The organism is Chitinophaga niastensis (assembly GCF_003014755.1).
GTDB classification, from domain to species: domain Bacteria; phylum Bacteroidota; class Bacteroidia; order Chitinophagales; family Chitinophagaceae; genus Chitinophaga; species Chitinophaga niastensis.
This window is the reverse complement of sequence record NZ_PYAW01000001.1, coordinates 73035-96754: the sequence shown is the minus strand read 5'-3', so window position 1 is coordinate 96754 and position 23720 is coordinate 73035. Positions and strand designations below refer to the sequence as shown.

The 23720-nt window shown below is 43.2% G+C and carries 22 protein-coding genes and 1 tRNA gene; 7 read left to right on the top strand and 16 right to left on the bottom strand.

The window, feature by feature from the left end; genetic code table 11:
- Positions 1 to 91: 91 nt before the first annotated feature.
- The 10 genes from CLV51_RS00455 to CLV51_RS00410 form a co-directional block, all read right to left on the bottom strand.
- Positions 92 to 1138 carry a Gfo/Idh/MocA family oxidoreductase gene (locus CLV51_RS00455; protein ID WP_106526051.1) on the bottom strand — a complete coding sequence of 349 codons (1047 nt, stop codon included), beginning with the start codon at positions 1136 to 1138 and terminating at the stop codon, positions 92 to 94.
- Positions 1139 to 1146: 8 nt separating this feature from the next.
- Positions 1147 to 1350, bottom strand: coding sequence for a hypothetical protein (locus CLV51_RS00450; RefSeq protein ID WP_106526050.1), 204 nt, complete (start codon positions 1348 to 1350; stop codon positions 1147 to 1149).
- A gap of 38 nt (positions 1351 to 1388) precedes the next feature.
- Positions 1389 to 1769, bottom strand: a complete 381-nt coding sequence (locus tag CLV51_RS00445) for a co-chaperone GroES (RefSeq protein WP_245898577.1) — start codon at positions 1767 to 1769, stop codon at positions 1389 to 1391.
- A gap of 56 nt (positions 1770 to 1825) precedes the next feature.
- Complete coding sequence (locus CLV51_RS00440; RefSeq protein WP_106526049.1) at positions 1826 to 2665, bottom strand: MBL fold metallo-hydrolase; 840 nt, start codon at positions 2663 to 2665, stop codon at positions 1826 to 1828.
- A 6-nt stretch (positions 2666 to 2671) separates the two neighbouring features.
- Complete coding sequence (locus CLV51_RS00435; RefSeq protein ID WP_106526048.1) at positions 2672 to 3970, bottom strand: MFS transporter; 1299 nt, start codon at positions 3968 to 3970, stop codon at positions 2672 to 2674.
- Positions 3971 to 4055: 85 nt separating this feature from the next.
- Entirely contained in the window at positions 4056 to 4679 is a 624-nt protein-coding gene (locus tag CLV51_RS00430; protein WP_106526047.1) for an ABC transporter ATP-binding protein, read from the bottom strand.
- Complete coding sequence (gene lpxA / locus CLV51_RS00425) at positions 4663 to 5463, bottom strand: acyl-ACP--UDP-N-acetylglucosamine O-acyltransferase (RefSeq protein ID WP_106526046.1); 801 nt, start codon at positions 5461 to 5463, stop codon at positions 4663 to 4665. Before lpxA ends, CLV51_RS00430 begins: the two co-directional genes overlap by 17 nt.
- A 5-nt stretch (positions 5464 to 5468) precedes the next feature.
- Entirely contained in the window at positions 5469 to 6884 is a 1416-nt protein-coding gene (locus CLV51_RS00420; protein ID WP_106526045.1) for a bifunctional UDP-3-O-[3-hydroxymyristoyl] N-acetylglucosamine deacetylase/3-hydroxyacyl-ACP dehydratase, read from the bottom strand.
- A gap of 40 nt (positions 6885 to 6924) precedes the next feature.
- Positions 6925 to 7974: a UDP-3-O-(3-hydroxymyristoyl)glucosamine N-acyltransferase gene (gene lpxD / locus CLV51_RS00415; RefSeq protein ID WP_106526044.1), complete on the bottom strand. Its 1050-nt coding sequence runs from the start codon at positions 7972 to 7974 to the stop codon at positions 6925 to 6927.
- Positions 7975 to 8060: 86 nt separating this feature from the next.
- Positions 8061 to 9287, bottom strand: coding sequence for an HD domain-containing protein (locus CLV51_RS00410; protein ID WP_106526043.1), 1227 nt, complete (start codon positions 9285 to 9287; stop codon positions 8061 to 8063).
- Positions 9288 to 9632: 345 nt separating this feature from the next.
- Here CLV51_RS00410 and porX point away from each other — a divergent pair, with 345 nt between their 5' ends.
- From porX to CLV51_RS00385, 5 genes are all read left to right on the top strand, one after another.
- Entirely contained in the window at positions 9633 to 11186 is a 1554-nt protein-coding gene (porX, locus tag CLV51_RS00405; protein ID WP_106526042.1) for a T9SS response regulator signal transducer PorX, read from the top strand.
- Between the two features lie 104 nt (positions 11187 to 11290).
- Positions 11291 to 11611: a hypothetical protein gene (locus tag CLV51_RS00400; RefSeq protein WP_106526041.1), complete on the top strand. Its 321-nt coding sequence runs from the start codon at positions 11291 to 11293 to the stop codon at positions 11609 to 11611.
- Between the two features lie 24 nt (positions 11612 to 11635).
- On the top strand, positions 11636 to 12397 hold the full coding sequence (locus CLV51_RS00395; protein ID WP_106526040.1) for an MBL fold metallo-hydrolase: 762 nt from the start codon (positions 11636 to 11638) through the stop codon (positions 12395 to 12397).
- Positions 12398 to 12466: 69 nt separating this feature from the next.
- Positions 12467 to 13402, top strand: coding sequence for a ComEA family DNA-binding protein (locus CLV51_RS00390; RefSeq protein WP_106526039.1), 936 nt, complete (start codon positions 12467 to 12469; stop codon positions 13400 to 13402).
- Between the two features lie 12 nt (positions 13403 to 13414).
- Entirely contained in the window at positions 13415 to 14554 is a 1140-nt protein-coding gene (locus CLV51_RS00385) for an acyl-CoA dehydrogenase family protein (protein WP_106526038.1), read from the top strand.
- Between the two features lie 501 nt (positions 14555 to 15055).
- Here the strand turns inward: CLV51_RS00385 and CLV51_RS00380 are convergent.
- From CLV51_RS00380 to CLV51_RS00360, 5 genes are all read right to left on the bottom strand, one after another.
- Positions 15056 to 15349, bottom strand: a complete 294-nt coding sequence (locus tag CLV51_RS00380) for a hypothetical protein (RefSeq protein WP_106526037.1) — start codon at positions 15347 to 15349, stop codon at positions 15056 to 15058.
- Between the two features lie 30 nt (positions 15350 to 15379).
- On the bottom strand, positions 15380 to 16627 hold the full coding sequence (gene clpX, locus CLV51_RS00375) for an ATP-dependent Clp protease ATP-binding subunit ClpX (RefSeq protein WP_106526036.1): 1248 nt from the start codon (positions 16625 to 16627) through the stop codon (positions 15380 to 15382).
- 203 nt (positions 16628 to 16830) lie between these two features.
- Positions 16831 to 17532 carry an ATP-dependent Clp endopeptidase proteolytic subunit ClpP gene (clpP, locus tag CLV51_RS00370; protein WP_106526035.1) on the bottom strand — a complete coding sequence of 234 codons (702 nt, stop codon included), beginning with the start codon at positions 17530 to 17532 and terminating at the stop codon, positions 16831 to 16833.
- Positions 17522 to 18901 carry a trigger factor gene (gene tig, locus CLV51_RS00365; protein WP_106526034.1) on the bottom strand — a complete coding sequence of 460 codons (1380 nt, stop codon included), beginning with the start codon at positions 18899 to 18901 and terminating at the stop codon, positions 17522 to 17524. The genes clpP and tig overlap by 11 nt, the downstream gene beginning before the upstream one ends.
- A 216-nt stretch (positions 18902 to 19117) precedes the next feature.
- Positions 19118 to 19199: transfer RNA gene (locus CLV51_RS00360), tRNA-Leu, on the bottom strand.
- A 250-nt stretch (positions 19200 to 19449) separates the two neighbouring features.
- Here CLV51_RS00360 and CLV51_RS00355 point away from each other — a divergent pair.
- Positions 19450 to 20673, top strand: a complete 1224-nt coding sequence (locus CLV51_RS00355; protein ID WP_106526033.1) for an ROK family transcriptional regulator — start codon at positions 19450 to 19452, stop codon at positions 20671 to 20673.
- Between the two features lie 68 nt (positions 20674 to 20741).
- Positions 20742 to 21158, top strand: coding sequence for a VOC family protein (locus CLV51_RS00350; protein ID WP_106526032.1), 417 nt, complete (start codon positions 20742 to 20744; stop codon positions 21156 to 21158).
- 85 nt (positions 21159 to 21243) lie between these two features.
- Here CLV51_RS00350 and CLV51_RS00345 read toward each other — a convergent pair whose 3' ends face one another.
- On the bottom strand, positions 21244 to 23532 hold the full coding sequence (locus CLV51_RS00345) for a tetratricopeptide repeat protein (protein ID WP_106526031.1): 2289 nt from the start codon (positions 23530 to 23532) through the stop codon (positions 21244 to 21246).
- Between the last annotated feature and the right edge of the window lie 188 nt (positions 23533 to 23720).

The following is a 23720-nucleotide window of genomic DNA, read 5'->3' as shown; positions in this document are numbered from 1 at the left end:
AATAAATCCGCTTCGATCTTCGCTAATCTTTTTAAATCACAAAAAAAATCAGGGTAATCAGTATAATCAACCTAATCATGAGTAAGACAATTTATAAGTTCACCACCTTGCCTTCTTTACTGCTTTCAAATGCCGCTTCTATTACGCGGATCACTTTTATTGCATCCTGCGGTGGTACCGGGTTTGCAGCTTTGTTCACCAACGCTTCATAAATACCCTGGTAATAATCCATGTAATTACCATGACCACCAGGTATAAATTCCTTCACTACTTTGCCATCAATTTCGGTATGTAATAATCCCCATTCGTGTGGCGCTTCTGCACCCCAGTCAGGGCTATCAGGGAATAAGCCTCTTTGCAGCTGTGCTTCCTGAATATCTGACTTTGTTTTGATGAAGGAACCTTTGCGGCCATGTAATTGATAAGCAGGCAACGCTTCCCGCACCATGTAATTACATTTAACACGGGCACGCAGGTTATCGTAGTATAACACCAGTTCAAAATAGTCATCTACCACAGAATCCTTACGGATAATGCGGATATCAGCCCATACTGATTTGGGCATACCAAACAGCGTAAGGGCCTGATCTATGAGGTGGGAACCCAGATCGTACAGAGAGCCTGTGCCGGGGCCGCCAGCTTCTTTATGTTTTTTATAGCTGAGTTCTTCTTTAAAACGATCATAGTGGATCTCCGCTTCCAGTACATCTCCCAGGTGTCCGGAGTTGAGTACCTTTTTCACTACTTTGTAATCACTATCGTAACGACGGTTATGATACACACTGAGTAGCAAACCTTTTTCTGCTGCCAGGGCAGCCAGTATTTCGCCTTCCTTTGCGTGTACGGTGAAAGGTTTTTCCACAATTACATTTTTCCCTGCTTCCAGCGCTGCTTTCACATAATCGAAGTGGGTATAGTTGGGCGTGTTCACTACAATTAGTTCCAGTTCTTTATCTGCCAGCATATCCTCCACACTCGTATATACTTTAACGTTAGGATAGCGTTGTTGTGCCAGATGTTTACTTCTTTCTACCACGGCTGTAAATTCAAAGCCCGGATTCACATGCAGGAACGGTGCATGAAATATTTGCCCGGACATGCCATACGAGCATACGCCCGTTTTGATAATTTTACTCATAATCGATGTTATATAAATTTGAGCGGGCTGCCTGTTGCTGCCTTCGCATAATTAAAAACAGCTTTTACTTTTGCCGCTTTTGCCACCCAGTCCAAGTGCACCAAGCACGTAATATTTTTTATGAAGATAATAAAAAGCAAGCGGTTGTTTACCCCGTACATAAATGGGAGATGCGCAATGTGGGCACTGAACAAAATAAAAAAACCTGCCATATAATGGCAGGTTTTAAATAGCATAACTAGCAAATATGTTACAGGTCTTCTTCCCGTTCTAGCATTAATATAGCCCCTTGCGGCACTATATAATAGGTTTCTTCCTGGTAAACTACTTCGGTGGATCCACTCATCAGAAAGATGGCCAGATCGCCTTCTTTGACCTGTAATGGAATATATTTTACTTTCTCTTCTTCTGCTTTCCAGGCGTCATCTTCATCTGCCGGCACAGGAATGGCATAACCCGGACCTGTTTTAATTACATATCCACGTTGTACTTTTTCTTTCTCCTGTACACCAGGAGGAAGGTATAACCCGCTGTTAGTACGCTCGTGGGGCGTGGTTGGCTTTATCAGCACCCGGTCGCCCACAACAATTAGTTTTTTCAACTTATTATCCGGTGTTATTTGTATAGCCATAATGAGAGTGTAGCAAATATAGTGCAGCGCAATAAAGCGTGACAGACTGACAGTAATTACAGCTCGCTCAGCGCAAAAGCATTACCGGCACGAATGCCTTTTTCTGTTTGTTGCAATACACAACATTCTACTACCGGATCATGCTCAAAAAAGAGTACATATTGTTTTTCTGCTGCTTCCTGTAAAAAGCTCTTCTTTTCCACCAGTGTTTTTAAGGGAAAGATATCATATGCCATCACATAAGGAATGGGAATATGCCCGATGGAAGGCAGCAGGTCTGCCATGTATATAATAGTTTTCCCCTTATAGTTGATCTGCGGTAACATCATGGCATCCGTATGACCGTTTGCAAATCTTATGGAGATGTTATCCGCGAATGAAATGCCCTCGGCATGATCCAGGAATTTAAGCTGACCACTTTCCTGTATCGGCAGAATGTTTTCTTTCAGGAAAGATGCTTTTTCCCGGTCATTGGGTGCTGTAGCCCATTTCCAGTGATCTGCATTGCTCCAGTACACCGCATTTTTGAAAGCCGGTACCAATGTATCGCCTTGTCTTATGATGCTGCCACCACAATGATCAAAGTGCAGATGAGTTAAAAAAACATCTGTGATATCATCCCGGTGAAACCCGTGAGCTGCGAGGGATTTGTCCAGGGTTGCATCACCGTGCAGGTAATAGTGACTGAAAAATTTAGCATCCTGTTTATTGCCGATACCGTTGTCTATGAGAATAAGTCTTTTGCCATCTTCAATCAGCAGGCAGCGCATGGCCCAGGAGCATAAATTATTTTCGTCTGCCGGGTTTAGTTTGTTCCAGATGCCTTTAGGCACTACACCAAACATAGCGCCACCGTCCAGTTTGAAGAATCCTGTTTCTATGGTGTATAATTTCATATGTAGTTATTTAGTTATCGGGGTTAAAGCAGCATCGATCTCTTTTTGTTTGCGCAAAGCAGAAATGATCCATACCAATCCTATCACAAAAAACACCACCAGCGCCAATACAGAGTTACGCATATCTTCGGTAAGGTCATCTATATAAGCAAAAGAAAACATGCCTATCACAATAGACAGTTTTTCTGTAACATCATAATAACTGAAGAAAGAAGCTGTATCCTTGGTTTCGGGCATCAGCTTGGCATACGTAGAGCGGCTGAGCGATTGTATACCACCCATTACCAGTCCCACCGCAGTGGCCAGTAAATAGAAATGCATAGCGGTTTGCATCTTGTAACCTGCAATACAAATGCCTATCCATAGTATCACAACGCCAATCAAAACAGGAAGATTACCAAATATGCCGGAGAGCCTGGCCATACTCCATGCGCCTGCAATAGCTACTATCTGGATAATTACTACGGTAACAATCAGCATGGTTGCTTCCAGGTGTAATACTTTGCTGCCAAATATAGTGGCGGCCATCATAACGGTTTGTACGCCCATGCTGTAAAAGAAGAAGCCACGCAAAAATCTTTTCAGTACGGGCATCTGTTTTACCTGTGCATATACTTTGCGCAATTCGCTGAATCCCTCTGTCATAGCGCTGCCGGTATGCTTGGCTACTGTGCCTATACTGGCTGGGAGGCGTGCAAAAGTGATTTGAGCAAACCCCAGCCACCAAAGACCAACCAGTAAAAAAGTAATTTGTACAGGTTTGCTTTCATCCATGCCCAGTGGTTTAGCTGCCAGCACTAATCCAAAGCCTATCAATTGTAAAATAACACTGCCTATATAGCCCATACTAAAGCCCCTGGCACTAACGCGGTCCCTGTCTTCCGGTGCGGCAATTTCAGGCAGATAGGAATTATAGAATACGAGTCCGCCGCAATACCCCATGGTAGCCAGCATAAAGGAAACTACGCCCAGTATTAAATGATCTTTATTGAAGAAATAAAGGGCACTGCAGGAGAGGGCTCCCAGTGTGGTAAAGAAGCGCAGGAAGTTCTTTTTATTTCCCCTGGTATCAGCAATAGACGACAGGATGGGAGAGGCAATGGCTACCAGCAGGAAAGCCGCTGCCATGGTGTAATTGTAGAGTGCGGAGTTTACAAATTTCATTCCGAGGAAAGAAACATGTTCATCCGTCACGGCTAAAAAATAAATAGGAAAAAAGGTAGTAGTGATCACGAGGTTGTACACGGAGTTGGCCCAGTCATACATGGCCCAGCCATTAATCACTTTTTTACTGGCAGTTTGCATAATAGCTCTTAGCTTTTAGTTGTTAGCTTTTAGCGAAGATAATAAAAGCGCTTACAGCTAATAGCTAAATGCTAACAGCTAAACGCTATTTATAATCCGTAATATGAATACGATGTTCGCACATGAAGTATTCCTGTTCATCATTAGAACTAACAATGATCAGGCGGTTGCCTCCATAGTCTTTGATCAGTTGCTGATAAAGCGCTGTGCCGGCAGCATCGAGGTTGGTGCAGGGCTCATCCAGCAGGAGTACCGGAACATCGGATAAGATGGCAAGGGCCAGCTTGATACGTTGTTTCATGCCGGAAGAGAAGTTACGCAACTGTTTGTGGGCGGCCTTTTCCAGACCTACCAGTTGCATCGCCATCGCCGGTGTAATACCAGGAAGAAAATTTTTGAATTGGAGATGAAATGTGATGATCTCCGTAAGGGTAAGCTCTTCAATCAGCTCCAGGTAAGGCGCTGCAATAGCACAATACCGGAAAAACGCATCAGGAGCGATGGGTTTTTCCGGTGTGCCGGTGTTGTATAAAACGGTGCCTTCATTGTGTTGAATGGCACCGCTGATAACCTGTAATAATGTTGATTTGCCCGAACCATTGGGCCCCAGAATAGCATAACGTTGTCCTTCACTAAAGGTGAGGGTTACACGACGAAAAATCCAGTCGTAGTTAAAACGCTTACCTGTCTGGTTAAGAGATATCGTCATTGGTACGGGAAGTATAGCCTCTCATAATACCACGGCCGGATTCACGGATGAAGGATAGGATTTCATCTCTTTCATCAGTAGCAGGAAATTCTGCTTCAATGATGTTGATGGCCTTGGATAATTTATATCCCTTCACAAATATCACGCGGTATATATCCAGGATAGAGTTGATCTTTTCCAGTGAAAATCCTCTTCTCTTTAAACCTACAGAGTTCACACCTACATAGGAGAGGGGCTCACGTGCAGCTTTTACAAAAGGAGGAACATCTTTACGCACCATTGAACCGCCGGTTATAAAAGCATGGTCGCCAACTTTACAGAACTGTTGGATGGCTACCATTCCCGCCAGCACCACGTGATCGCCTACAGTGATATGTCCGGCAAGGGTGGTGTTGTTGGAGAATACACAGTGGTTACCTACTTCACAGTCGTGTGCAATATGGCTGTAAGCCATGATCAGGCAGTTGTCGCCGATAACGGTTTTCCATTTGTCTTTGGTACCACGATTAATAGTAACATACTCACGGATAGTGGTATTGTCACCTATTTCCACCGTTGTTTCTTCACCTGCATATTTTAAATCCTGAGGGATGGCAGAAATAACAGCGCCTGGAAATATGCGGCAATTTTTGCCGATACGGGCTCCTTCCATAATGGTTACGTTGGAACCAATCCAGGTGCCATCACCGATTTCTACGTTTTTATGTATAACGGTAAATGGATCAATTTTTACATTAGGCGCTACTTTGGCGTCCGGATGTATATATGTAAGCGGGTGGATCATTGCTATTATTTGCCTTCTCTTGTTTTTATAATTTGTGCTATCATGTCGGCTTCAGTAGCTACTTTGTTGCCGATAAATACTGTTCCCCGCATTTCTACAAGACCTCTTCTGATTGGGCTCAGCAATTCCATTTTCAGGATCATGGTATCACCCGGAACTACTTTCTGTTTAAACTTACAGTTGTCTATTTTCAGGAAATAAGTATCGTAATTTTCAGGATCCGGTACACGGTTCAGGGCGAGGATACCACCTACCTGTGCCAGTGCTTCCAGTTGCAGCACACCGGGCATTACCGGGTTGCCTGGGAAGTGACCCTGAAAGAAGTGTTCGTTGAAGGTAACGTTCTTGATACCTACTACTTTCTCTTCTGACAGCTCAATGATCTTATCTACCAGCAGCATCGGATAACGATGCGGCAATGTTCTTTCAATACGCGGGGTATCAAATACAGGTGGTTGATTAGGATCGTAAACAGGTACGTCTTTATTATGCTTGTTCTTTTTGATATACGCTTTGATCTTACGTGCAAACTCCACGTTAGATGCATGTCCCGGACGGTTAGCGATGATGTGTGCATTAATTGGGTAACCAATCAGTGCCAGATCACCTACTACATCCAGCAACTTGTGACGTGCCGGTTCGTTAGGGAAACGTAATTCTATATTATTCAGGATACCTTCTTTCTGTACAGAAATGGTATCACGGTTAAACACTTTCGCCAAACGGGCCAGCTCTTCCTCTGTTACAGGTTTGTCTACCACAACAATCGCGTTGTTGATATCACCACCTTTGATCAGGTTGAGCGACAGCTGGTATTCCAGTTCATGTAAAAAGCAGAAAGTACGGCAGGGAGCAATCTCTGTTCTGAATTCTTCTATTCCTTTCATCTTGGCGTGTTGCGTGCCCAGTACAGGAGAGTTGAAGTCGATCAGACAGGTGATACGGTAGTCAACAGCAGGCATCGCCACCATTTCTACCTTTTTCTTATCGTCGTAATAGCTGATGTTAGTATCTATAGTATAGTATACCTTTTTAGCATCCTGGTTTTGCAGGCCAATATTTTCGATGGCTTCGATAAAAGCATAGGCGCTGCCATCCATGATAGGAATTTCGCCGCCATCCAGCTCTACCAGTACGTTATCCACACCTGTTCCTGCCAAAGCAGCCATGATGTGTTCTACCGTGCTTACGCGTGCACCATTATGCTCCAGCGTTGTGCTGCGGGTTGTTTCTACTACATAATCCACATCGGCTTTAACGATGGGTTGTCCCGGCAGGTCTATACGTTGAAATTTGATCCCGTGCCCCGGTGTAGCGGGCTTAAGGGTCATATTAACATGGGCGCCTGTATGCAAACCAATACCCGACAGGGAAATCTCTCCCTTCAGGGTATGCTGGTATTGCAACTGTTGATTTTCCATAATAAGCGAACTAATATGTAACTATTTGACCAGTAATCAATTATACACCTGCCTTTTCTTGTAGCAGTTGTTTTACCATCTCTTCCAGCTCTTTTACGCGCTTTTCAAGATCCGGCAAATTTCTAAAAATTGCCTGACTTTTCAGCGAACTTTTATAATCGTACGCCGGGGAGCCGGTAAGAGAGGTGTTAGGTAAGGTGATGGATTTTGACAAACCACTCTGTGCGTTGATCTTGGTACCATCCGCAATATGGATATGTCCTACCATGCCTACCTGTCCACCTATAACACAGTTCTGGCCAATCTTGGTACTGCCGGAAACGCCTGTTTGTGCAGCGATTACGGTATTGGGTCCGATGTCTACATTATGCGCTACCTGGATCAGATTGTCCAGTTTAACACCCTTCTGGATCACGGTAGAACCCATGGTTGCCCTGTCAATGGTAGTATTGGCGCCAATTTCCACATCATCATGGATCACCACATTACCAATTTGGGGAACCTTTTTGTAAGCGCCATCAGGCTGTGGGGCAAAGCCAAAGCCGTCGCCACCAATCACACAACCGGCATGCAACATCACGCGGCTGCCTACAATACAGTTATCATATACCTTTACGCCAGGGTATAAGATGGCATCGTTATTCACGATCACATTATCGCCCAGGTATACACCAGGATATATTTTTACGTTATTGCCCAGCACTACGTTCTCTCCCAGGTACGCAAAAGCACCTACGAATACATTCTCACCCATCTTCACAGACTTGGGAATGTAAGACGGCTGCTGAATGCCCGACTTATTACCTGTCAGGTACCGGTATTGCTCCAGTAAAAGGGCAAAGCTGCTGTAAGCATCTTTCACCCGGATCAGGGTAGATTTGATCGGACGCTCTATCACCAGGCTCTCATTTACGATCAAAATGGACGCGTTGGTGGTATATATGAATTCTTCATACTTAGGATTGGCAATAAAACTGAGCATCCCCTCGCCAGCTTCTTCAATCTTGGCGATATTGCTCACCTTAACGTCCGGATTTCCCTCCAGCTTACCATCTAACATGGTAGCTAATTGTAATGCGCTAAACTGCATAATTTATAATTGTAATGTTTTCCAGGCTACACCGGATAGTATGAACTTATTCTTTAACATTTTATTCCGTATAAAACGTTGTTAGCCTAGATTTTTGGATGACAAATGTAGAATTTTTTTACCGGTATCGCCAGAGTATGGCTAATCAGTGCATTGTCTATGGAGGAAATGTCTTTTACAGTTCCGTCTTTAAATAGGATATTAATCTTCTCGTCATTCACATTATAGGCCCTCAGCGTGGCTGCACCGGAAAAAACAAAATAATCCAGATCCAACCCGGATATACCCCATTTTTGTGCCACCTGTTGTTTTAGCAAATCCTCTGCACTGCCGTCAAATGCCTCATTACTTAATACCACTTTGAACAAAGTTCTGTCTATCAACCATTTACATAAAAGTGATAACACTTTGTCGGAATGACTAGCCCAAACTTTTATAGCACCCATGATATCATAATCATCCAACATGCAAAAAAGTCGGAGACAATCCGGTTCCCGCTCAAAGTTATCTTTTGTAACCGTGTTATACAGAAAGTATTCCAATGCAGGTGAACAGAACAACTTTTGCCCGTCCTGTGCGAGCGCTTTCGCCCTGCAAAGTATTTTTACCAACATATTTTCCGCACTCAGTACCGTTTTGTGCAGATATACCTGCCAATACATGAGCCTGCGTGCTATAATAAACTTCTCTATAGAATAAATCCCTTTCTCCTCTACCATTAACTCACCATGGTGAACAATCAGCATTTTAATAATGCGGTCGTACCCGATGGTGCCTTCTGCCACACCCGTATAAAAGCTGTCGCGGTTCAGGTAATCCATTCTGTCTACATCCAACTGACTGGAAACCAACTGATGCAGAAATTGTTTATGATAACGTCCATTGAAGATATCCAGTGTGAGTGACAAGGCGCCATTCATCTCTTTATTCAGGTCTTCCATCAGCCACTGGGAAATCTCTTCATGTGACACTCCTTCAATAATACCGTTTTCCAGCGCATGGGAATATGGTCCATGGCCTATATCATGCAGCAAGATAGCCATTTTAGTGGCCACCTCTTCATCCGTACTAATGTCAGCCCCTTTGCTTCTTAGCTCCTGCAAGGCCATACTCATGAGGTGGTAGGCACCCATGCTGTGATGGAACCGCGTATGCATAGCACCGGGATATACCAGGTGAGCAAGGGCCATCTGGTGTATGCGGCGGAGCCGCTGGTAATATGGATGTGAAATGAGGTTAAGAATCAACGGGTGATCAATGGTAATAAAGCCATACACCGGATCATTAACAATTTTTCGCTTGCGTTCGGTCATTGCATTTAATTATACAATTTCAGATGGGTCATCTACACCTGAAATTCTAAGTGCCAGTATGCAAAACTACACCATGATTTAATTATATGTATTTTTTTTACTTATAATGACGTCCTCCGTCCACAAAACCCCTATTACAGTAAAAAAACAGTTGGTAGGTTACAGGTATGAAAAGTTATGGATGCGAAGGTAAATAACTTTATCAGCCTCCACGCTTTTTACTACTATCATTTTGCGCCGCACTCGCCTTTTTAACATATAATTACCGGCAAATGATATACGGGGAATGATATTTGCCAAAAAATTAGGGTAATTTTCTTTTTTTACCGGTACTTAAATCTTTCTATGAGCCAGATAAATATACTTTGGGTAGACGATGAAATAGAGTCTTTAAAATCACAGATAATTTTTTTGGAAAGCAAAGGGTATAAAGTTTCTGCCCTGACAAACGGATATGATGCACTGGAATTTCTGAAAGAGAAGGTAGTGGATGTGGTACTGTTGGATGAATCCATGCCAGGCATCACCGGACTGGAAACACTGGGTAAAATCAAGGAAATAGATCAGCAGATCCCGGTAGTCATGATCACCAAAAATGAGGCGGAAAACGTGATGGACGACGCTATCGGCTCCCAGATCACCGATTATCTCATCAAACCGGTAAATCCCAACCAGGTATTATTATCTCTCAAAAAAATAATTGATAACAAAAGGCTGGTAGCGGAAAAAACAACCACTGCCTACCAACAGGAGTTCCGTACACTGTTCATGGCCCTCAGTTCCAACCCGGATTACAATGAGTGGATGGACATCTACAAGAAACTCGTTTACTGGGAAATGGAAATGACCAAAGCCAACAGCCCCGAAATGCTGGAGGTATTTAATGCGCAGAAAGCCGAAGCCAACAACGAATTCTCCAAATTTATCAGCAGAAACTATGGCGAATGGCTACATCCCAAAGCTAAAGACGCCCCGGTGATGTCGCATACCCTGTTCCGCGATAAGGTAGTTCCTAACATGGACCCATCTGTGCCCAATGTGTTTTTACTGATAGATAACCTCCGCTACGACCAGTGGAAGGCGATCCTGCCCATTTTTCAGGAATCGTTCCGGTTGGTGGAAGAAGAATCGTTTTACAGTATTCTGCCTACCAGTACGCAATACAGCCGTAACGCCATCTTTGCCGGCATGTTGCCGATAGATATAGAACATAAATTTCCGCAGGAATGGAAAAATGACGATGAAGAAGGCGGGAAAAACCTGTACGAGGAACATTTCTTTGCCGCTCAGCTGAAGCAATTGAAAATGGATCCCCGTTTTTCCTACACCAAGGTCACCAACCATGCGGATGCGCAAACCATGCTCAATAATATTCATAATATGCTGGACTATCCGCTCAGCATCATTGTATATAATTTTGTTGATATGCTCAGCCACGCCCGTACAGAAATGGAAGTGCTCAAGGAACTGGCCGGTGATGAAGCCTCTTACCGCTCTATCACTAACAGCTGGTTTGAACACAGCCCGTTGCACCAGGCACTGAAACGTATCAGCGATAAAAAAATTAATCTTATCATCGCCACAGATCATGGCAGCGTGCGCGTGAAAACACCGGTAAAAGTGATCGGCGACAAACAAACAACTACCAACCTGCGTTATAAACACGGGCGCAACCTGAACTACGATCCTAAAGAGGTACTGGCTTTCAGAGATCCGCGGGAAGCTGGTTTACCCAAGCCCAACGTAAACTCATCTTACATTTTTGCCAAGGGAGATGGCTATCTCTGCTATCCTAATAACTACAATTATTTTGTAAACTATTACCGCAATACATTTCAGCATGGTGGCATTTCCCTGGAAGAAATGATTGTACCCTTTGCCAGGATGGTATCTAAATAGTTGTTAGCCGTTAGTTTTTAGTAAATGCAGCGAAGATAAAATCATATATTCTCGCTGCATTTACTAAAAGCTAACGGCTAACAGCTTTTTGCTATTTTTGCCACATGAATATCAAAATCACGCCTAATAACCTGACTAAGCTGGAAAAAATCTTTGATGAAGCCAAGTATGTGCTGCGCTTCGAAAAAGGTAGTTTTACCTCCGGCTATTGCGTACTGGAACATAAAAAGGTGGTGGTGATCAACAGATTCCTGAACCTGGAAGGACGCATTAATGCATTGATCGATATTTTAACTACCCTGCCGCTGGAGGAAGAATTGCTTACAACAGAATCACATAAGCTGTACAAGCAGATCCAGGCAAGCAAACCTGTTGCAGATGCCTCGTCAGATACGGCCGCCGAACAGGAAGGAACAGCAGAATAGGTTAAACAGACAAATGATTTTTGGATGAAAGTTACATTCTTAGGAACAGGCACATCGCAGGGAGTACCGGTAATAGCTTGTGGTTGCGAAGTTTGCTCGTCTTCCGACAAAAAAGATAAACGTTTAAGGAGCAGTATCCTCATCGCCTCACCTGCAGGTAATATTGTAGTGGATACCACACCCGACTTCCGTTACCAGATGCTGCGCGAAAAGGTAGGACACCTGGAAGCTGTACTCATCACACATTCTCATAAAGATCATATCGCCGGCATGGATGATATCCGCGCTTTTAATTTCTTTCAGAAAAGCTCTATAGATATTTTTGCAACTGAATTTTCGCAGAACATTATCATGCGTGAATTTGCCTATGCCTTTGCTGATTTTAAATACCCGGGTATTCCGGAGATAAATCTGAAAACGATTAGTGACGGGCCTTTCCAGATAAACGGACTAACGATCACGCCTATACAGGTAATGCATTATAAAATGCCGGTGATGGGTTTTCGTGTCCATGATTTTACCTATATCACCGATGCTAATTTTATTGCGCCGGAAGAAAAAGAAAAGATCCGCGGTTCAAAAGTACTGGTGCTGAATGCCCTGCGCAAAGAAAAACACATCTCGCATTTTACGCTGGAAGAAGCCATTGCACTGGGAAAGGAGCTGGAAGTACCTAACGTGTATTTTACGCATATCAGCCACCAGCTGGGATTGCATGAAGAAGTAACCAAGGAATTGCCCAATGGCATGGCGCTGGCGCATGATGGGCTCACCATAGAAATTTAAGACCATTTACTTTCCATTAACAAACTGCCGGTCCCGGTTAATTAATTTAGGGAGAAACTTTGTTACCCCATGTGGAAGTCTTTTGCCCGGGAATATCTCCGGTTTTCGCGAAAGGAACGTTCCGGTATACTGTTGCTGGTGGGCCTGATCCTGCTCACCTGCCAGATGCCGGATATACTTTTTCATTTTCAGCGTATACCCGTTACCGATACCAGTAATTTAAAATTAGCCGTAGCTGTATTTGAAGCGCAAATGCTCCCTGCATCCCTGCCAGATGAAAAAACGGCTGCTGCACCACTTTTTTATTTTGACCCCAATACCTTACCCGTGGCGGATTGGCTGCGATTGGGTGTTAGCGAACGTACTGCACAAACCATTCAGAAATACCTTTCCAAAGGCGGCCATTTCCGCCAGCCCGGTGATTTACAGAAGATCTATGGTATATCGCCTGCATTGTGCGCAAAGCTGTTACCGTTTGTAAGTATTGCAGGGGACAGGTTTAAGGGAGATGAAAAAACCTTTAACAGGGATACCGCTTACCGTAAGTCGTGGACCTTTAAGAGAGATACTGCATTTACCCGTTTTCGGGCAAAACCACCTGCCAGTATCATCGATATTAATACGTCGGATACCCTCGTCTGGCAAACGCTGCCCGGCATCGGAGCGGGCTTCGCCCGACGGATAGTAGCCTTCCGCGACAAGCTCGGCGGCTTTTATGCAGTAGCGCAGGTAAGTGAATGTTATGGTTTGCCAGACTCCACATTTCAAAAAATTCAACCGTTCTTACAGATCAGTAATAGTTCTCTAAAAAAAATGGACCTCAACAGCACAGATGAAAAATCTTTGGCAGCTCACCCATACATACGCTATAAACTGGCCCGTTTAATAGTGCAGTATCGTAGCGCCCACGCGGGTTTCAGGCAGGTAGATGAGCTTCGTGCCCTGCCGTTGGTGGATGAGATTATTTATCGTAAAATTGAACATTACATTGAGATCAAACTTTAAAGCCACACGTTTATGAACTTTGAGCCTACGGAAATGCAGCAACAGATTGCGCAAATGATCCGGGATTTCGGAAAGACAAATATTCAGCCTTACGTGTTGGAATGGGATGAAAAACAGGAATTTCCCGTACATGTATTCAAGAAACTGGGAGAACTGGGGCTGATGGGGGTGTTGGTGCCACAGGAATACGGTGGCAGTGGCCTGGGATACCTGGAGTATGTAACCGTGATCAGTGAGATTTCCCGTATTTGCGGGGCTATCGGACTAAGTGTAGCTGCACATAACTCTTTAGGCACTGGTCATATTTTACAATTCGGCAACGATGCACAGAAACAACGTTATCTTCCAAAACTGGCTACTGCAGAGTGGATTGGCGCATGGGGCTTAACAGAACCTAATACCGGCTCTGATGCCATGAATATGAAATGTGTAGCAAAAAAAGATGGCAACGACTGGGTGATTAATGGCACCAAATGCTGGATCACACACGGCAGGAGCTGCGATGTAGCTGTAGTGATAGTGCGCACCGGCGATGTGCGTGATAGTCATGGTATGAGCGCATTTGTAGTAGAAAAAGGTACACCGGGATTCAGCGGTGGCAAGAAAGAGAATAAACTGGGCATGCGTGCCTCTGAAACAGCCGAAATGATATTTGATAATTGCCGTATACCCGCAGAAAATATGCTGGGGGCAGAAGGGGATGGTTTTATACAATCCATGAAAGTGCTGGATGGTGGCCGTATCTCCATTGCTGCATTGTCGCTCGGTATTGCTAAGGGTGCTTGTGATGCAGCTATCAAATATTCTAAAGAACGCCACCAGTTTGATCAGCCGATTGCTAATTTCCAGGGCATCTCTTTTAAACTGGCCGATATGGCCACTGAAATTGAAGCAGCGGAATTACTCACTATGCAGGCAGCCGATATGAAGAACCGTAAGGTGAAGATGACGCAACAAGCTGCTATGGCTAAGTATTACGCATCTGAAGTAGCGGTAAGGGTAGCTAATGAAGCAGTACAGGTATTTGGGGGGTATGGGTATACAAAAGATTTTCCGGTGGAGAAATTTTATCGGGATGCAAAATTATGCACTATAGGGGAGGGAACCTCAGAAATTCAAAAGATCGTCATAGCACGCGAAGCCTTGAGATAACTATAACGATTTTGCTATTGATTTTGACAAGATTGGAGTAGATGTATTTTTTTAATTTAAAAAAAGAAAGGTTATAAGCCATTTATCATTTTTTCAAATTAATATAACATTACCCCTTTAGTGTTATTGAATATTGCAAAAGGAACGTTAAATTTGGGTTAATTCATCACTCTTTACCGTTTATCAACCTTAACACACAAAATCAAAGAAAGATTTGAAACACTTTTACGCAATGAAAAGCACCCTGTAACGGGTGCTTTTCTATACCGGAATCAAACAGATTTACGTGATTGTCTGAAAGAAGTTTTAAAAAAGATGTAGAACTTGTAATCCACGTTATGTTTTTCCTTCATTCAGTGTCTAAACTGAGGAGACATAACCTTTTATCCCTGGTACTTTTACCTAAAATAACGCTATCTGAAAACGCTATAAAACTAAAACACCCTTCCGTATTGTGCGGAAGGGTGTTTTGGTTTATTACCTGTTATGCATTACCAGTGGTTATGCACCTTTCTTATCTTTATTGAAGAAGTCGGATACTTTATCCTTTGCTTCTTCTGCCCAGTCTTCTGCTTTATCTTTCACGTTATCCAGGAAATCACTTGCCTGGTCCATCAGGCCGGCTTTTTTGCCTTCTGCTTTATCTGACATGCCCGCAAACCAATTGTCTACAGTGCCGGCAATAAAAGGAGGCAGCTTGCCTTTTACGTATTCTTTGATTACGTCTATGGATTGTGCGGCTTGTTCGGCCGTAAGACCCGCTTTTTCCTGCAATTGCTGAATGAGTTCCTGCATAAATAGTGGTTTTATAGTTAGAGATAAACGTTATGCAACTTTCAGTTTTATCAAGGTAGACTGCTCCAGTTTAGCCTGTGCATATTCTTTGCTCAGGATAAAGGTGGTTTCGTTAGCAGATGGCAGTTCATACATAGCATCGCTTAATACTACTTCACAGATGGAGCGGAGACCGCGTGCACCCAGTTTGTATTCCATAGCTTTATCTACGATGTATTCTATCGCATCATCTTCTACGTGGAGGTCTATGTTTTCTACTTTGAACAGTTTCTTGTATTGTTTTACTAACGCATTTTTAGGCTCGGTTAAGATAGCTTTCAATGTGTCTCTGTCGAGGGAGTTGAGGTAAGTAACCACCGGCAAACGACCCAGTAATTCCGGGATGAGGCCAAATGTTTTCAGGTCCTGTGAGTTGATGTAACGCAGGATCTGTTTTCTGTTCTCTTCTTCCTTTTCTTTGTTGACAGTAAAGCCAATAGAATGTGTTTGTATTCTTCTGCTGATGATTCTTTCCACGCCATCAAATGCGCCACCGCAGATGAACAGGATGTTTTGCGTGTTCAGTTTGATCAGTTTCTGTTCCGGGTGTTTACGACCACCCTGAGGAGGTACCAGTACTTCGGTGCCTTCCAGTAATTTCAGGAGGCCCTGTTGTACGCCTTCACCACTCACATCGCGGGTAATGGAAGGGTTATCGCTTTTACGGGCAATCTTATCTATTTCATCGATATATACGATACCACGTTCAGCAGCTTCCACATCGTAGTTACATACCTGTAACAGGCGGCTGAGGATACTTTCTACGTCTTCGCCTACGTAACCAGCTTCAGTAAATACGGTAGCATCTACAATAGCGAAAGGCACGTTTAATTGCTTGGCGATAGATTTAGCCAGCAGGGTTTTACCGGTGCCGGTTTCACCCACCATGATAATGTTTGATTTTTCGATCTCTACTTCATCATCTCCTACCTGTTGGTTGAGTCTTTTGTAGTGATTATATACAGCTACTGCCAGTATTTTCTTTGCATCATCCTGACCAATTACATACTCATCCAGGAACTTTTTCATGTCCTTTGGTTTGGACACTTTAGTCGCAAAGTGCGGAGCCACGGCAGCTGCTGCAGCTTTTTTACCGGGAGCAAATAACTCCTGGTCAATTATTTCCTGTGCATTAGCTACGCAGTTTTCACAGATATGTCCTTCCGCTCCCGCTATTAATATCTGCACTTCTTCCTTAGAGCGGCTGCAAAAAGAGCAACGAATTTTTGTTTCTTTCATTTCGGAATAGATTATTTTTCAACGAAACTATCATTGCCTGCAATCATATTACAGGGGTACAAATTTACACTAAAAAGCTGACTAAAAAGGTTAAAGCGCAGGCTGAGCTTATAAGCTATTAAAGCGAAGACATCAGCGGAATCTTTTAAATAACCCGCTAATATCTTCGCTTTAATTACTTTATGCGTTAAGCTTTTTATGCCTTACTGAGGCGTATCCAGATTTTTCTTAGGATTCTTCTGGAGTACGTCATCGATGATGCCGTATTCTTTAGCTTCGTCCGCAGTCATCCAGTAGTCACGATCAGAGTCCTTTTCCACTTTTTTCACTGCCTGTCCGCAATGGCTGGCAATGATTTCATTCAGCTCTTTTTTCAGTTTCACGAACTCACGTGCAGTGATCTCGATATCTGAAGTTTGACCTTCAGCACCGCCATGAGGCTGGTGGATCATTACACGGGCGTGTTTCAGGGCAGTACGTTTTCCTTTAGCACCTGCTACCAGCAGTACAGCACCAAAAGAGGCGGCCATACCGGTACAGATAGTAGCTATTTCAGGAGAAACAACCTGCATGGTATCATATATACCCAAACCAGCATATACACTGCCTCCGGGGCTGTTAATGTACATCTGGATATCGCGGGTACGGTCAGAAGACTCCAGGAACAAAAGCTGCGCGGTAATTACGTTAGCCACGTAGTCATTCACAGGATCTCCGAGGAAAATAATACGATCAGCCATCAACCTGGAGAAAACGTCCATCTGTTGCATATTCAACTGACGCTCTTCAAGGATGTAAGGAGTCAGACTGTTTAACTGGTGACTCTTAGCATAGCTATCTACTACCAGGCTGCTGATTCCACGATGCTGGATGGCATATTTTCTGAATTCGTTATTAATGTTCATGATGGTGATGTTTATGAGGTAAATTAACAAAATCTTCTGCTTTGATTTCCTCTTCTTTCACGTTCACCTTACTTTCAGCCCAGTCAAACAACTTGGCAGTGATCATTTCACGGTAAGTCTGGTCTACAAATTTCTCATCCTGTAACAGGCGATCCAGGTAGCTGTCTAACCATTCTGCTCCATCAGCAGCGGCGCCACCATAGTAACCCAATACTTTTTGTTTGGCATTTTCTTTCAGATCTTCGAAAGAAACTTCCAGTTTATTTTCTTTAACCAGTTTATCGCTGATCAGTGTCCAACGCAGTTGGTGGTCGAAACTTGGGAATTCTTTTTCGGCTTCTTCAGCGGTTTTGGGTTTTTCACCACCTACCTGCAGCCAGCGTTTGAGGAAATCCTTTGGTAAATCGATCGGCGTTTCATGCACCAGTACTTCGAACAGGTCGTTGTGCAGGTGATTACGGCTTTCGGAATCCCAGTATTTGCCGATTTCTTCTTTCAGTTTACCGCGGAAAGCTTCTTCTGTAGTGATGTTATCCGCAGGATAAATTTCTTTGAAGAATTCTTCGTTCAGTTCTCTTTTTTCAATCAAACCTACTTTAGTGATCGTCAGTTTGAAATATTTGTCTGCTGCTGCTTTATCCGTTGCTTCAAAGCCCAGATCCTTCAGGATCCAGCCCAGACGCTGTTCATCAAAAGAAGTAGCCAGTTGGAATACGATGCTGTCGTTGTTCTTTTTGCCTTGCAGTTCCTTTTGGATAGCAGGTGTAAAGTATTTAACGAGCAATGCGTTTTCTTTGGTGATACCACCTTCTACTACGTTGCCTTTTTTATCAGACTCATCGAAAGTAACATTGATAACGTTATCTTCTGAGGTAATGGTTTCAGGCTCGGTTGTTTTACCACCTTTCAGCTGCAGACGCTGAATTTCATCGTTTACCATTTCTTCGGTAACGGCTACTTTATATTTAGTAAGGGTGGTTTTGTTATTTTCCAGCGGTGTAATGTTGAAGGAAGGCTTGATACCTACTTCAAATTCGAAAGCGTATTCAGCTGGGTTGCTGAAATCCAGGTTTTTTGCCTGTTTGTCCAGAGACAGTGGCTGGCCGAAAAGGTCCAGTTTCTCTGCCTGTACATAACCCATCAGTTCTTTTTCTACAGTTTTCAGAATTTCATCACCAAAGATAGCCTGACCGTGCATCTTCTTAACCATACCTGCAGGTACCATTCCTTTACGGAATCCTGGTATGTTGGCATTTTTGCTGAATTGCTTTACTGCTTTGTCAAAATTAGGAAGGTAATCTTCCTGGCTCACTTTCACAGTGATCTTATCGTTCAATAAACCAATGTTTTCTCTCGTAACGGTTGCCATAATTGAATTGTATAAAGTGTTCTTTAAGAAGCAATAATGATTCCTTGTTTGTTTTTCTGCCATGAAGTCACAACGGCAAGTAGGAATGGCAGGAAACTTTTTTTGAATAAATTAAGTGAGAGTGTGTCTGGATAGGACAGAAGTGACAATGAAAGAGAGGGAAAGCATAACATTATCACGTTGCCATATTGACGCATTGCCACATAATATTATATGTGCGGGTGGAGGGACTCGAACCCCCATGCCGTGAAGCACCAGATCCTAAGTCTGGCATGTCTACCAATTTCATCACACCCGCAGGAAATAAAAGAACTTTTGTTTTAAGCGCCGGCCCGAGGCACCGCGCGAAAGTACATAAAAAGATCTGCCTTTTTGGCTAAAAAGGATTGCAAAGGTATTGTTTTTTGTGAATTAACAAAATCATTTATAAGAGAAGTTTTAAGCCCGGCCCGACAGTATTTGTTGGAATATCATCTCACAAGAGTGAAATATTAAAATTAAGCTGCTTAAATTGGAGATTCGTTATTGTAAAAAGATGATCTGTTTCCATGGCTAAAACCTTTTTTGAAGAATTAAACAGTGCCAATGTTACCGGAGTGGCCTATAAGAATTTCAACCTGAAGAAAGCCGCCCTCGCATATTTTGCTAATAAAGGCAACGCAACTATTGCTGATATGTGTAAGGAACTTGGCCTTAGTACCCCCAAAGTGGCTAACCTGGTAAATGATCTTATCAACGATGGTCTGGTCAGGGATTATGGCAAAATTGAATCTACCGGCGGACGAAAACCCAATCTTTATGGCCTTGTACCGGATTCTGCGTTCTTTATTGGCGTGGATGTAAAACAGGACCATCTTAACCTGGGCTTGTCCGATCTGAATAAAAACCTGGTAAAAACAGTGGAGGCATTGCCCTATGAACTGGATAATACTAAAGAATCACTGGAACAACTATGCGTCCTCATTAATAATTTTATAGATGACTTAACGGTGCCAAGAGAAAAGATCCTGGGCATCGGGATTAATATATCCGGCCGCATCAATTATGCTACCGGGTACAATTACAGCTTGTTTTATTTTGATGAGGAGCCATTGAGCAAGGTAATCGCTGCAAAAGTAGGCATCCGGGTTTTCCTGGAAAACGATTCCCGCGCTATGGCGTATGGAGAGTTTTGTTCGGATATCGTAAACGGTGAACGCGACGTTTTATTCCTCAACCTGGACTATGGAATAGGAATGGGTGTAGTGATAGATGGAAAATTATACTACGGTAAATCCGGCTATAGCGGGGAAGTTGGACATATTCCGCTCTTTGATAATGAAATCATTTGTCATTGTGGTAAGAAGGGCTGTATGGAAACGGAAGCTTCGGGATGGGCGCTGGTACGCATGTTCCGGCAAAAGCTGCAGGCAGGGTCATCTTCTATGCTTACACGTACCCATGCATCACCTGATGATATTCATCTTCACGATATTATCAACGCGGCTAATCATGATGATATGCTGGCTATAGAACTGATCGCTAAAATAGGGGAGAATCTGGGCCGTGGTGTTGCTTTATTAATAAATATTTTTAATCCGGAACTGGTAATACTGGGTGGTAGCCTGGCTGCTTCACAGGATCATATCCGGCTGCCCATTAAAAGTGCCATGAAAAAGTATTCGCTGAGCCTGGTGAGCAACGATACAAAGCTTAGAATGTCGCTGCTTGGAGAGCGTGCAGGTATTATTGGCGCCTGTTTGCTGGTGCGGCACAAGTTGTTGATTAGTTAGTTAAGTTTTGTAACTTCATTGTCCTGAATTCCAAATTTCCATCTTATCTTATCCAAAAAAATCTTCTTATGTCTACACTAAATGTGTATCTCGTTTTCGATGGCAACACCCGTGAAGCCATGACTTATTACAAAGAGGCTATTGGCGGTGATCTTAAAATTATGACCGTGGGAGAATCACCCATGAAAGACCATATGCCGCCAGAAATGCATGGTCAGGTGATGCATGCACTGTTACAAACACCATCGTTTACTTTAATGGCATCTGATGGTATGATGGGTAAGCCTCCTGTAAACGGAGATTCCGTTGCACTGGCATTTGGTGTTACCTCTAATGACGACGCAGAAAATGTATTTGCAAAACTTTCTGACGGAGGAAATGTGACGATGCCTATCCAGGAAACATTTTGGGCATATCGTTATGGACAGCTTACCGACAAATTCGGCATTAACTGGATGGTAAATTATAACAAGCCGATGCCATAGTTTTTTATGCAGCTATTTTGTTGCTGTATTAAATCTAATACAGCAACAAAATAGCTGCATCTTAAAAGAAAAAATGTTAAGATCATCATTTCTTTTTCCTGAAAAAAGAAAACAATCCCCCGCCTTTCAACTGATCTTTTTTATCTAACGCAGGCTGATATTTCGGATCATTCGCTACAATTAAATCAATAGTTTTCTTACACGCACTCATGTTTTCTTTTCCTTCGTAAGCCAATGCCATCGTATACCGGAAGGCAGAAGACTCTGCATCCCATGCCCAGTTTCTATCGGTGTACATGTTGGCACATTTGAAGCCATATTCCAAACTGAGATCATACGCTTTTTCACCGAGGTAAGCCTCCGCGAGATAAGCATATACACCAAAACGATTGTTGGGAGAATTATCGGAATCGTCGCCACCGGACATGATTTCAAGGGTTTGCAACATATCTGTAATGGCTGCGTTGTACCTGCCTAATTTTAATGCTGCTTTACCTCTGAAGTAGTAAATTTTCATTTGGGATACTACCGGCAATTTGCTGATACCACCAATAGAGATGCGGTTATTGACTGCACCAATACAATGCTCATACTGTGCATTATCAAAATAGAGATACATCAGGTTGAAGTAAGCATCACTGTCATCCGGTTTTTCAACAAGATGGTTTTCCAATGCCTGTATACGTTCCGACAGATCATCCGCACTGCCTGTTTTGATAAAAGCACGACCGGTTTTAATACGGTCTATGTTATACATGATCGTTTCACGGTCGTAGTCTTCCAGTTCTTCCATGTCTCTTGAAATCCAGCCATCGTATTCCGCGAGTATTTTTTCGTAGAGGTCTAATGCTTCTGTGTGCCGCTCCAGCGTGGTGAGGTCTTCTATGATACGCTCATGAATAGACACATAGTACATCAACGGTAATACAGTGGTGAAATGTTCCAGTATTATTTTACGGTCGGTAATGGCTTCTTCCAGTTTGCCCATGCTGTGATGTGCATCAGCTCTGGATTCCAGCTGTTCCCAGAAGGGGAACATATTGTATCCGATGGTATGTATGCGTACTGCTTCTTCAAATGCACCCTGTTCATACAATACAATACCATAGTTATTGCAGCACATAGCAAAATGGTGCGGATGGCCGGCCCAGGAGCTACCCGTGTTTTCAAACCAGTAGGGAAAGTATAGATCAAATGATTTTTTATAGAGAAATTTCTTCAGTGGTAATGACTGCTGTTTGGCCACAGCATTTTTTTCCAGTTGTATGATTTCACTGAAGATAACGCCCGCAGCGTACCAGTCGTACGGCAGGTTATATGCAGCATCCGGCCAGCTTGCCGGGAAGTGCCCGTTTATTTTATAGCTGGCATAATACCATCGTACAATGCTGGATGGATATGCCTGTATGGCCAGTGCTTTTTCATAATATGGCAGCGATTCGCTGTAGCTGCCTATATTAAAGAAAGCAGTGGCCGTGTAATGATAAAAGTATGCCTCCTCCGGATATTGGGCAATGAAGCGCTTGCCGGTGGATATCTGTTCCAGGGTGCCTTCGTCATCATCATCTCCATAAAACTGATGCCAGTAATCGGTAGTACCCCAGCAAAATTCCCTGGCCAGCAGGGCATGACGCAAGCCATCTTCCAACATTTGTTGTATATGCCTGAGCAGCTTGAGGAGGTCTTCTTCCTCCGTTTCGCCTGCTGTAATCATTACATGCATCATGCTGGCGGCAAAATCATAATCGGCCATATCCAATGCGAAATAAACAGTGGATAATAGCCGGTTATTATGCACCGTGCATACAAAGGCCTGTTTATAATAGTCCAGCGCCGCAGGTCTGTTGTCAATATGATAATACACATCTCCAATGCGGGTATAACATTGAAATTTTGCCACATTGAGCTGTGGTTGGTCATCTGCATACAGTGACTGATATACTTCGAGGCTTTGGCGCATATCTGCCAATGCCTTTTCTGTTTCATTTTTAATGATCCATACCTGGAAGCGATAAAGCAATGCTTTGGTTATCAGCTCTTCATCTCCTCCTGCTATCAGGATATTACAATCGTTAACAGCTTCGTCTCCTTTGTCTTCCATTACATTAGCGCCCATATAAGCGCGGTGTACACGCGCCTGTATATGAGTGGCATCTGTAGCTAATACTTTGCTGAAGGCTTCGTAAGCGACTTCGTATATGGTGATGGCCTCTTCCCGCGTTTCAGCAGTTTTGGCTATTTCCAGCTGACATAAGCCCAGCAAATGCCACCCCCGGATATCTTCCGGTTGCGTTAGTAAATATATTTCCAGTTGTGTTACTGCTTCCGTGTATGCCTGGTCGTTATACAGCCGTTCCAGCTCGTCTAAATACATATACCATTTATTAGGACGTGCAATTTATTAATATTGGATCACGATGATGAATAAATTATAATTATTACAGTTGAATATATATGTTTTAAGAGCCATTTAATACTGACCTAAAAGATAGATTCCTTTTCAAAAAGACAATTATCCTATCGTTGTTACTTTTCTGTAATATAACGTTATACGCACAGCAT

Bases quoted from the DNA above. Each gene is read 5' to 3' on its own strand.
- CLV51_RS00455 (WP_106526051.1), bottom strand. From the start codon at position 1,138: ATGAGTAAAATTATCAAAACGGGCGTATGCTCGTATGGCATGTCCGGG.
- CLV51_RS00450 (WP_106526050.1), bottom strand. From the start codon at position 1,350: ATGGCAGGTTTTTTTATTTTGTTCAGTGCCCACATTGCGCATCTCCCA.
- CLV51_RS00445 (WP_245898577.1), bottom strand. From the start codon at position 1,769: ATGGCTATACAAATAACACCGGATAATAAGTTGAAAAAACTAATTGTT.
- CLV51_RS00440 (WP_106526049.1), bottom strand. From the start codon at position 2,665: ATGAAATTATACACCATAGAAACAGGATTCTTCAAACTGGACGGTGGC.
- CLV51_RS00435 (WP_106526048.1), bottom strand. From the start codon at position 3,970: ATGCAAACTGCCAGTAAAAAAGTGATTAATGGCTGGGCCATGTATGAC.
- CLV51_RS00430 (WP_106526047.1), bottom strand. From the start codon at position 4,679: ATGACGATATCTCTTAACCAGACAGGTAAGCGTTTTAACTACGACTGG.
- lpxA (WP_106526046.1), bottom strand. From the start codon at position 5,463: ATGATCCACCCGCTTACATATATACATCCGGACGCCAAAGTAGCGCCT.
- CLV51_RS00420 (WP_106526045.1), bottom strand. From the start codon at position 6,884: ATGGAAAATCAACAGTTGCAATACCAGCATACCCTGAAGGGAGAGATT.
- lpxD (WP_106526044.1), bottom strand. From the start codon at position 7,974: ATGCAGTTTAGCGCATTACAATTAGCTACCATGTTAGATGGTAAGCTG.
- CLV51_RS00410 (WP_106526043.1), bottom strand. From the start codon at position 9,287: ATGACCGAACGCAAGCGAAAAATTGTTAATGATCCGGTGTATGGCTTT.
- porX (WP_106526042.1), top strand. From the start codon at position 9,633: ATGAGCCAGATAAATATACTTTGGGTAGACGATGAAATAGAGTCTTTA.
- CLV51_RS00400 (WP_106526041.1), top strand. From the start codon at position 11,291: ATGAATATCAAAATCACGCCTAATAACCTGACTAAGCTGGAAAAAATC.
- CLV51_RS00395 (WP_106526040.1), top strand. From the start codon at position 11,636: ATGAAAGTTACATTCTTAGGAACAGGCACATCGCAGGGAGTACCGGTA.
- CLV51_RS00390 (WP_106526039.1), top strand. From the start codon at position 12,467: ATGTGGAAGTCTTTTGCCCGGGAATATCTCCGGTTTTCGCGAAAGGAA.
- CLV51_RS00385 (WP_106526038.1), top strand. From the start codon at position 13,415: ATGAACTTTGAGCCTACGGAAATGCAGCAACAGATTGCGCAAATGATC.
- CLV51_RS00380 (WP_106526037.1), bottom strand. From the start codon at position 15,349: ATGCAGGAACTCATTCAGCAATTGCAGGAAAAAGCGGGTCTTACGGCC.
- clpX (WP_106526036.1), bottom strand. From the start codon at position 16,627: ATGAAAGAAACAAAAATTCGTTGCTCTTTTTGCAGCCGCTCTAAGGAA.
- clpP (WP_106526035.1), bottom strand. From the start codon at position 17,532: ATGAACATTAATAACGAATTCAGAAAATATGCCATCCAGCATCGTGGA.
- tig (WP_106526034.1), bottom strand. From the start codon at position 18,901: ATGGCAACCGTTACGAGAGAAAACATTGGTTTATTGAACGATAAGATC.
- CLV51_RS00355 (WP_106526033.1), top strand. From the start codon at position 19,450: ATGGCTAAAACCTTTTTTGAAGAATTAAACAGTGCCAATGTTACCGGA.
- CLV51_RS00350 (WP_106526032.1), top strand. From the start codon at position 20,742: ATGTCTACACTAAATGTGTATCTCGTTTTCGATGGCAACACCCGTGAA.
- CLV51_RS00345 (WP_106526031.1), bottom strand. From the start codon at position 23,532: ATGTATTTAGACGAGCTGGAACGGCTGTATAACGACCAGGCATACACG.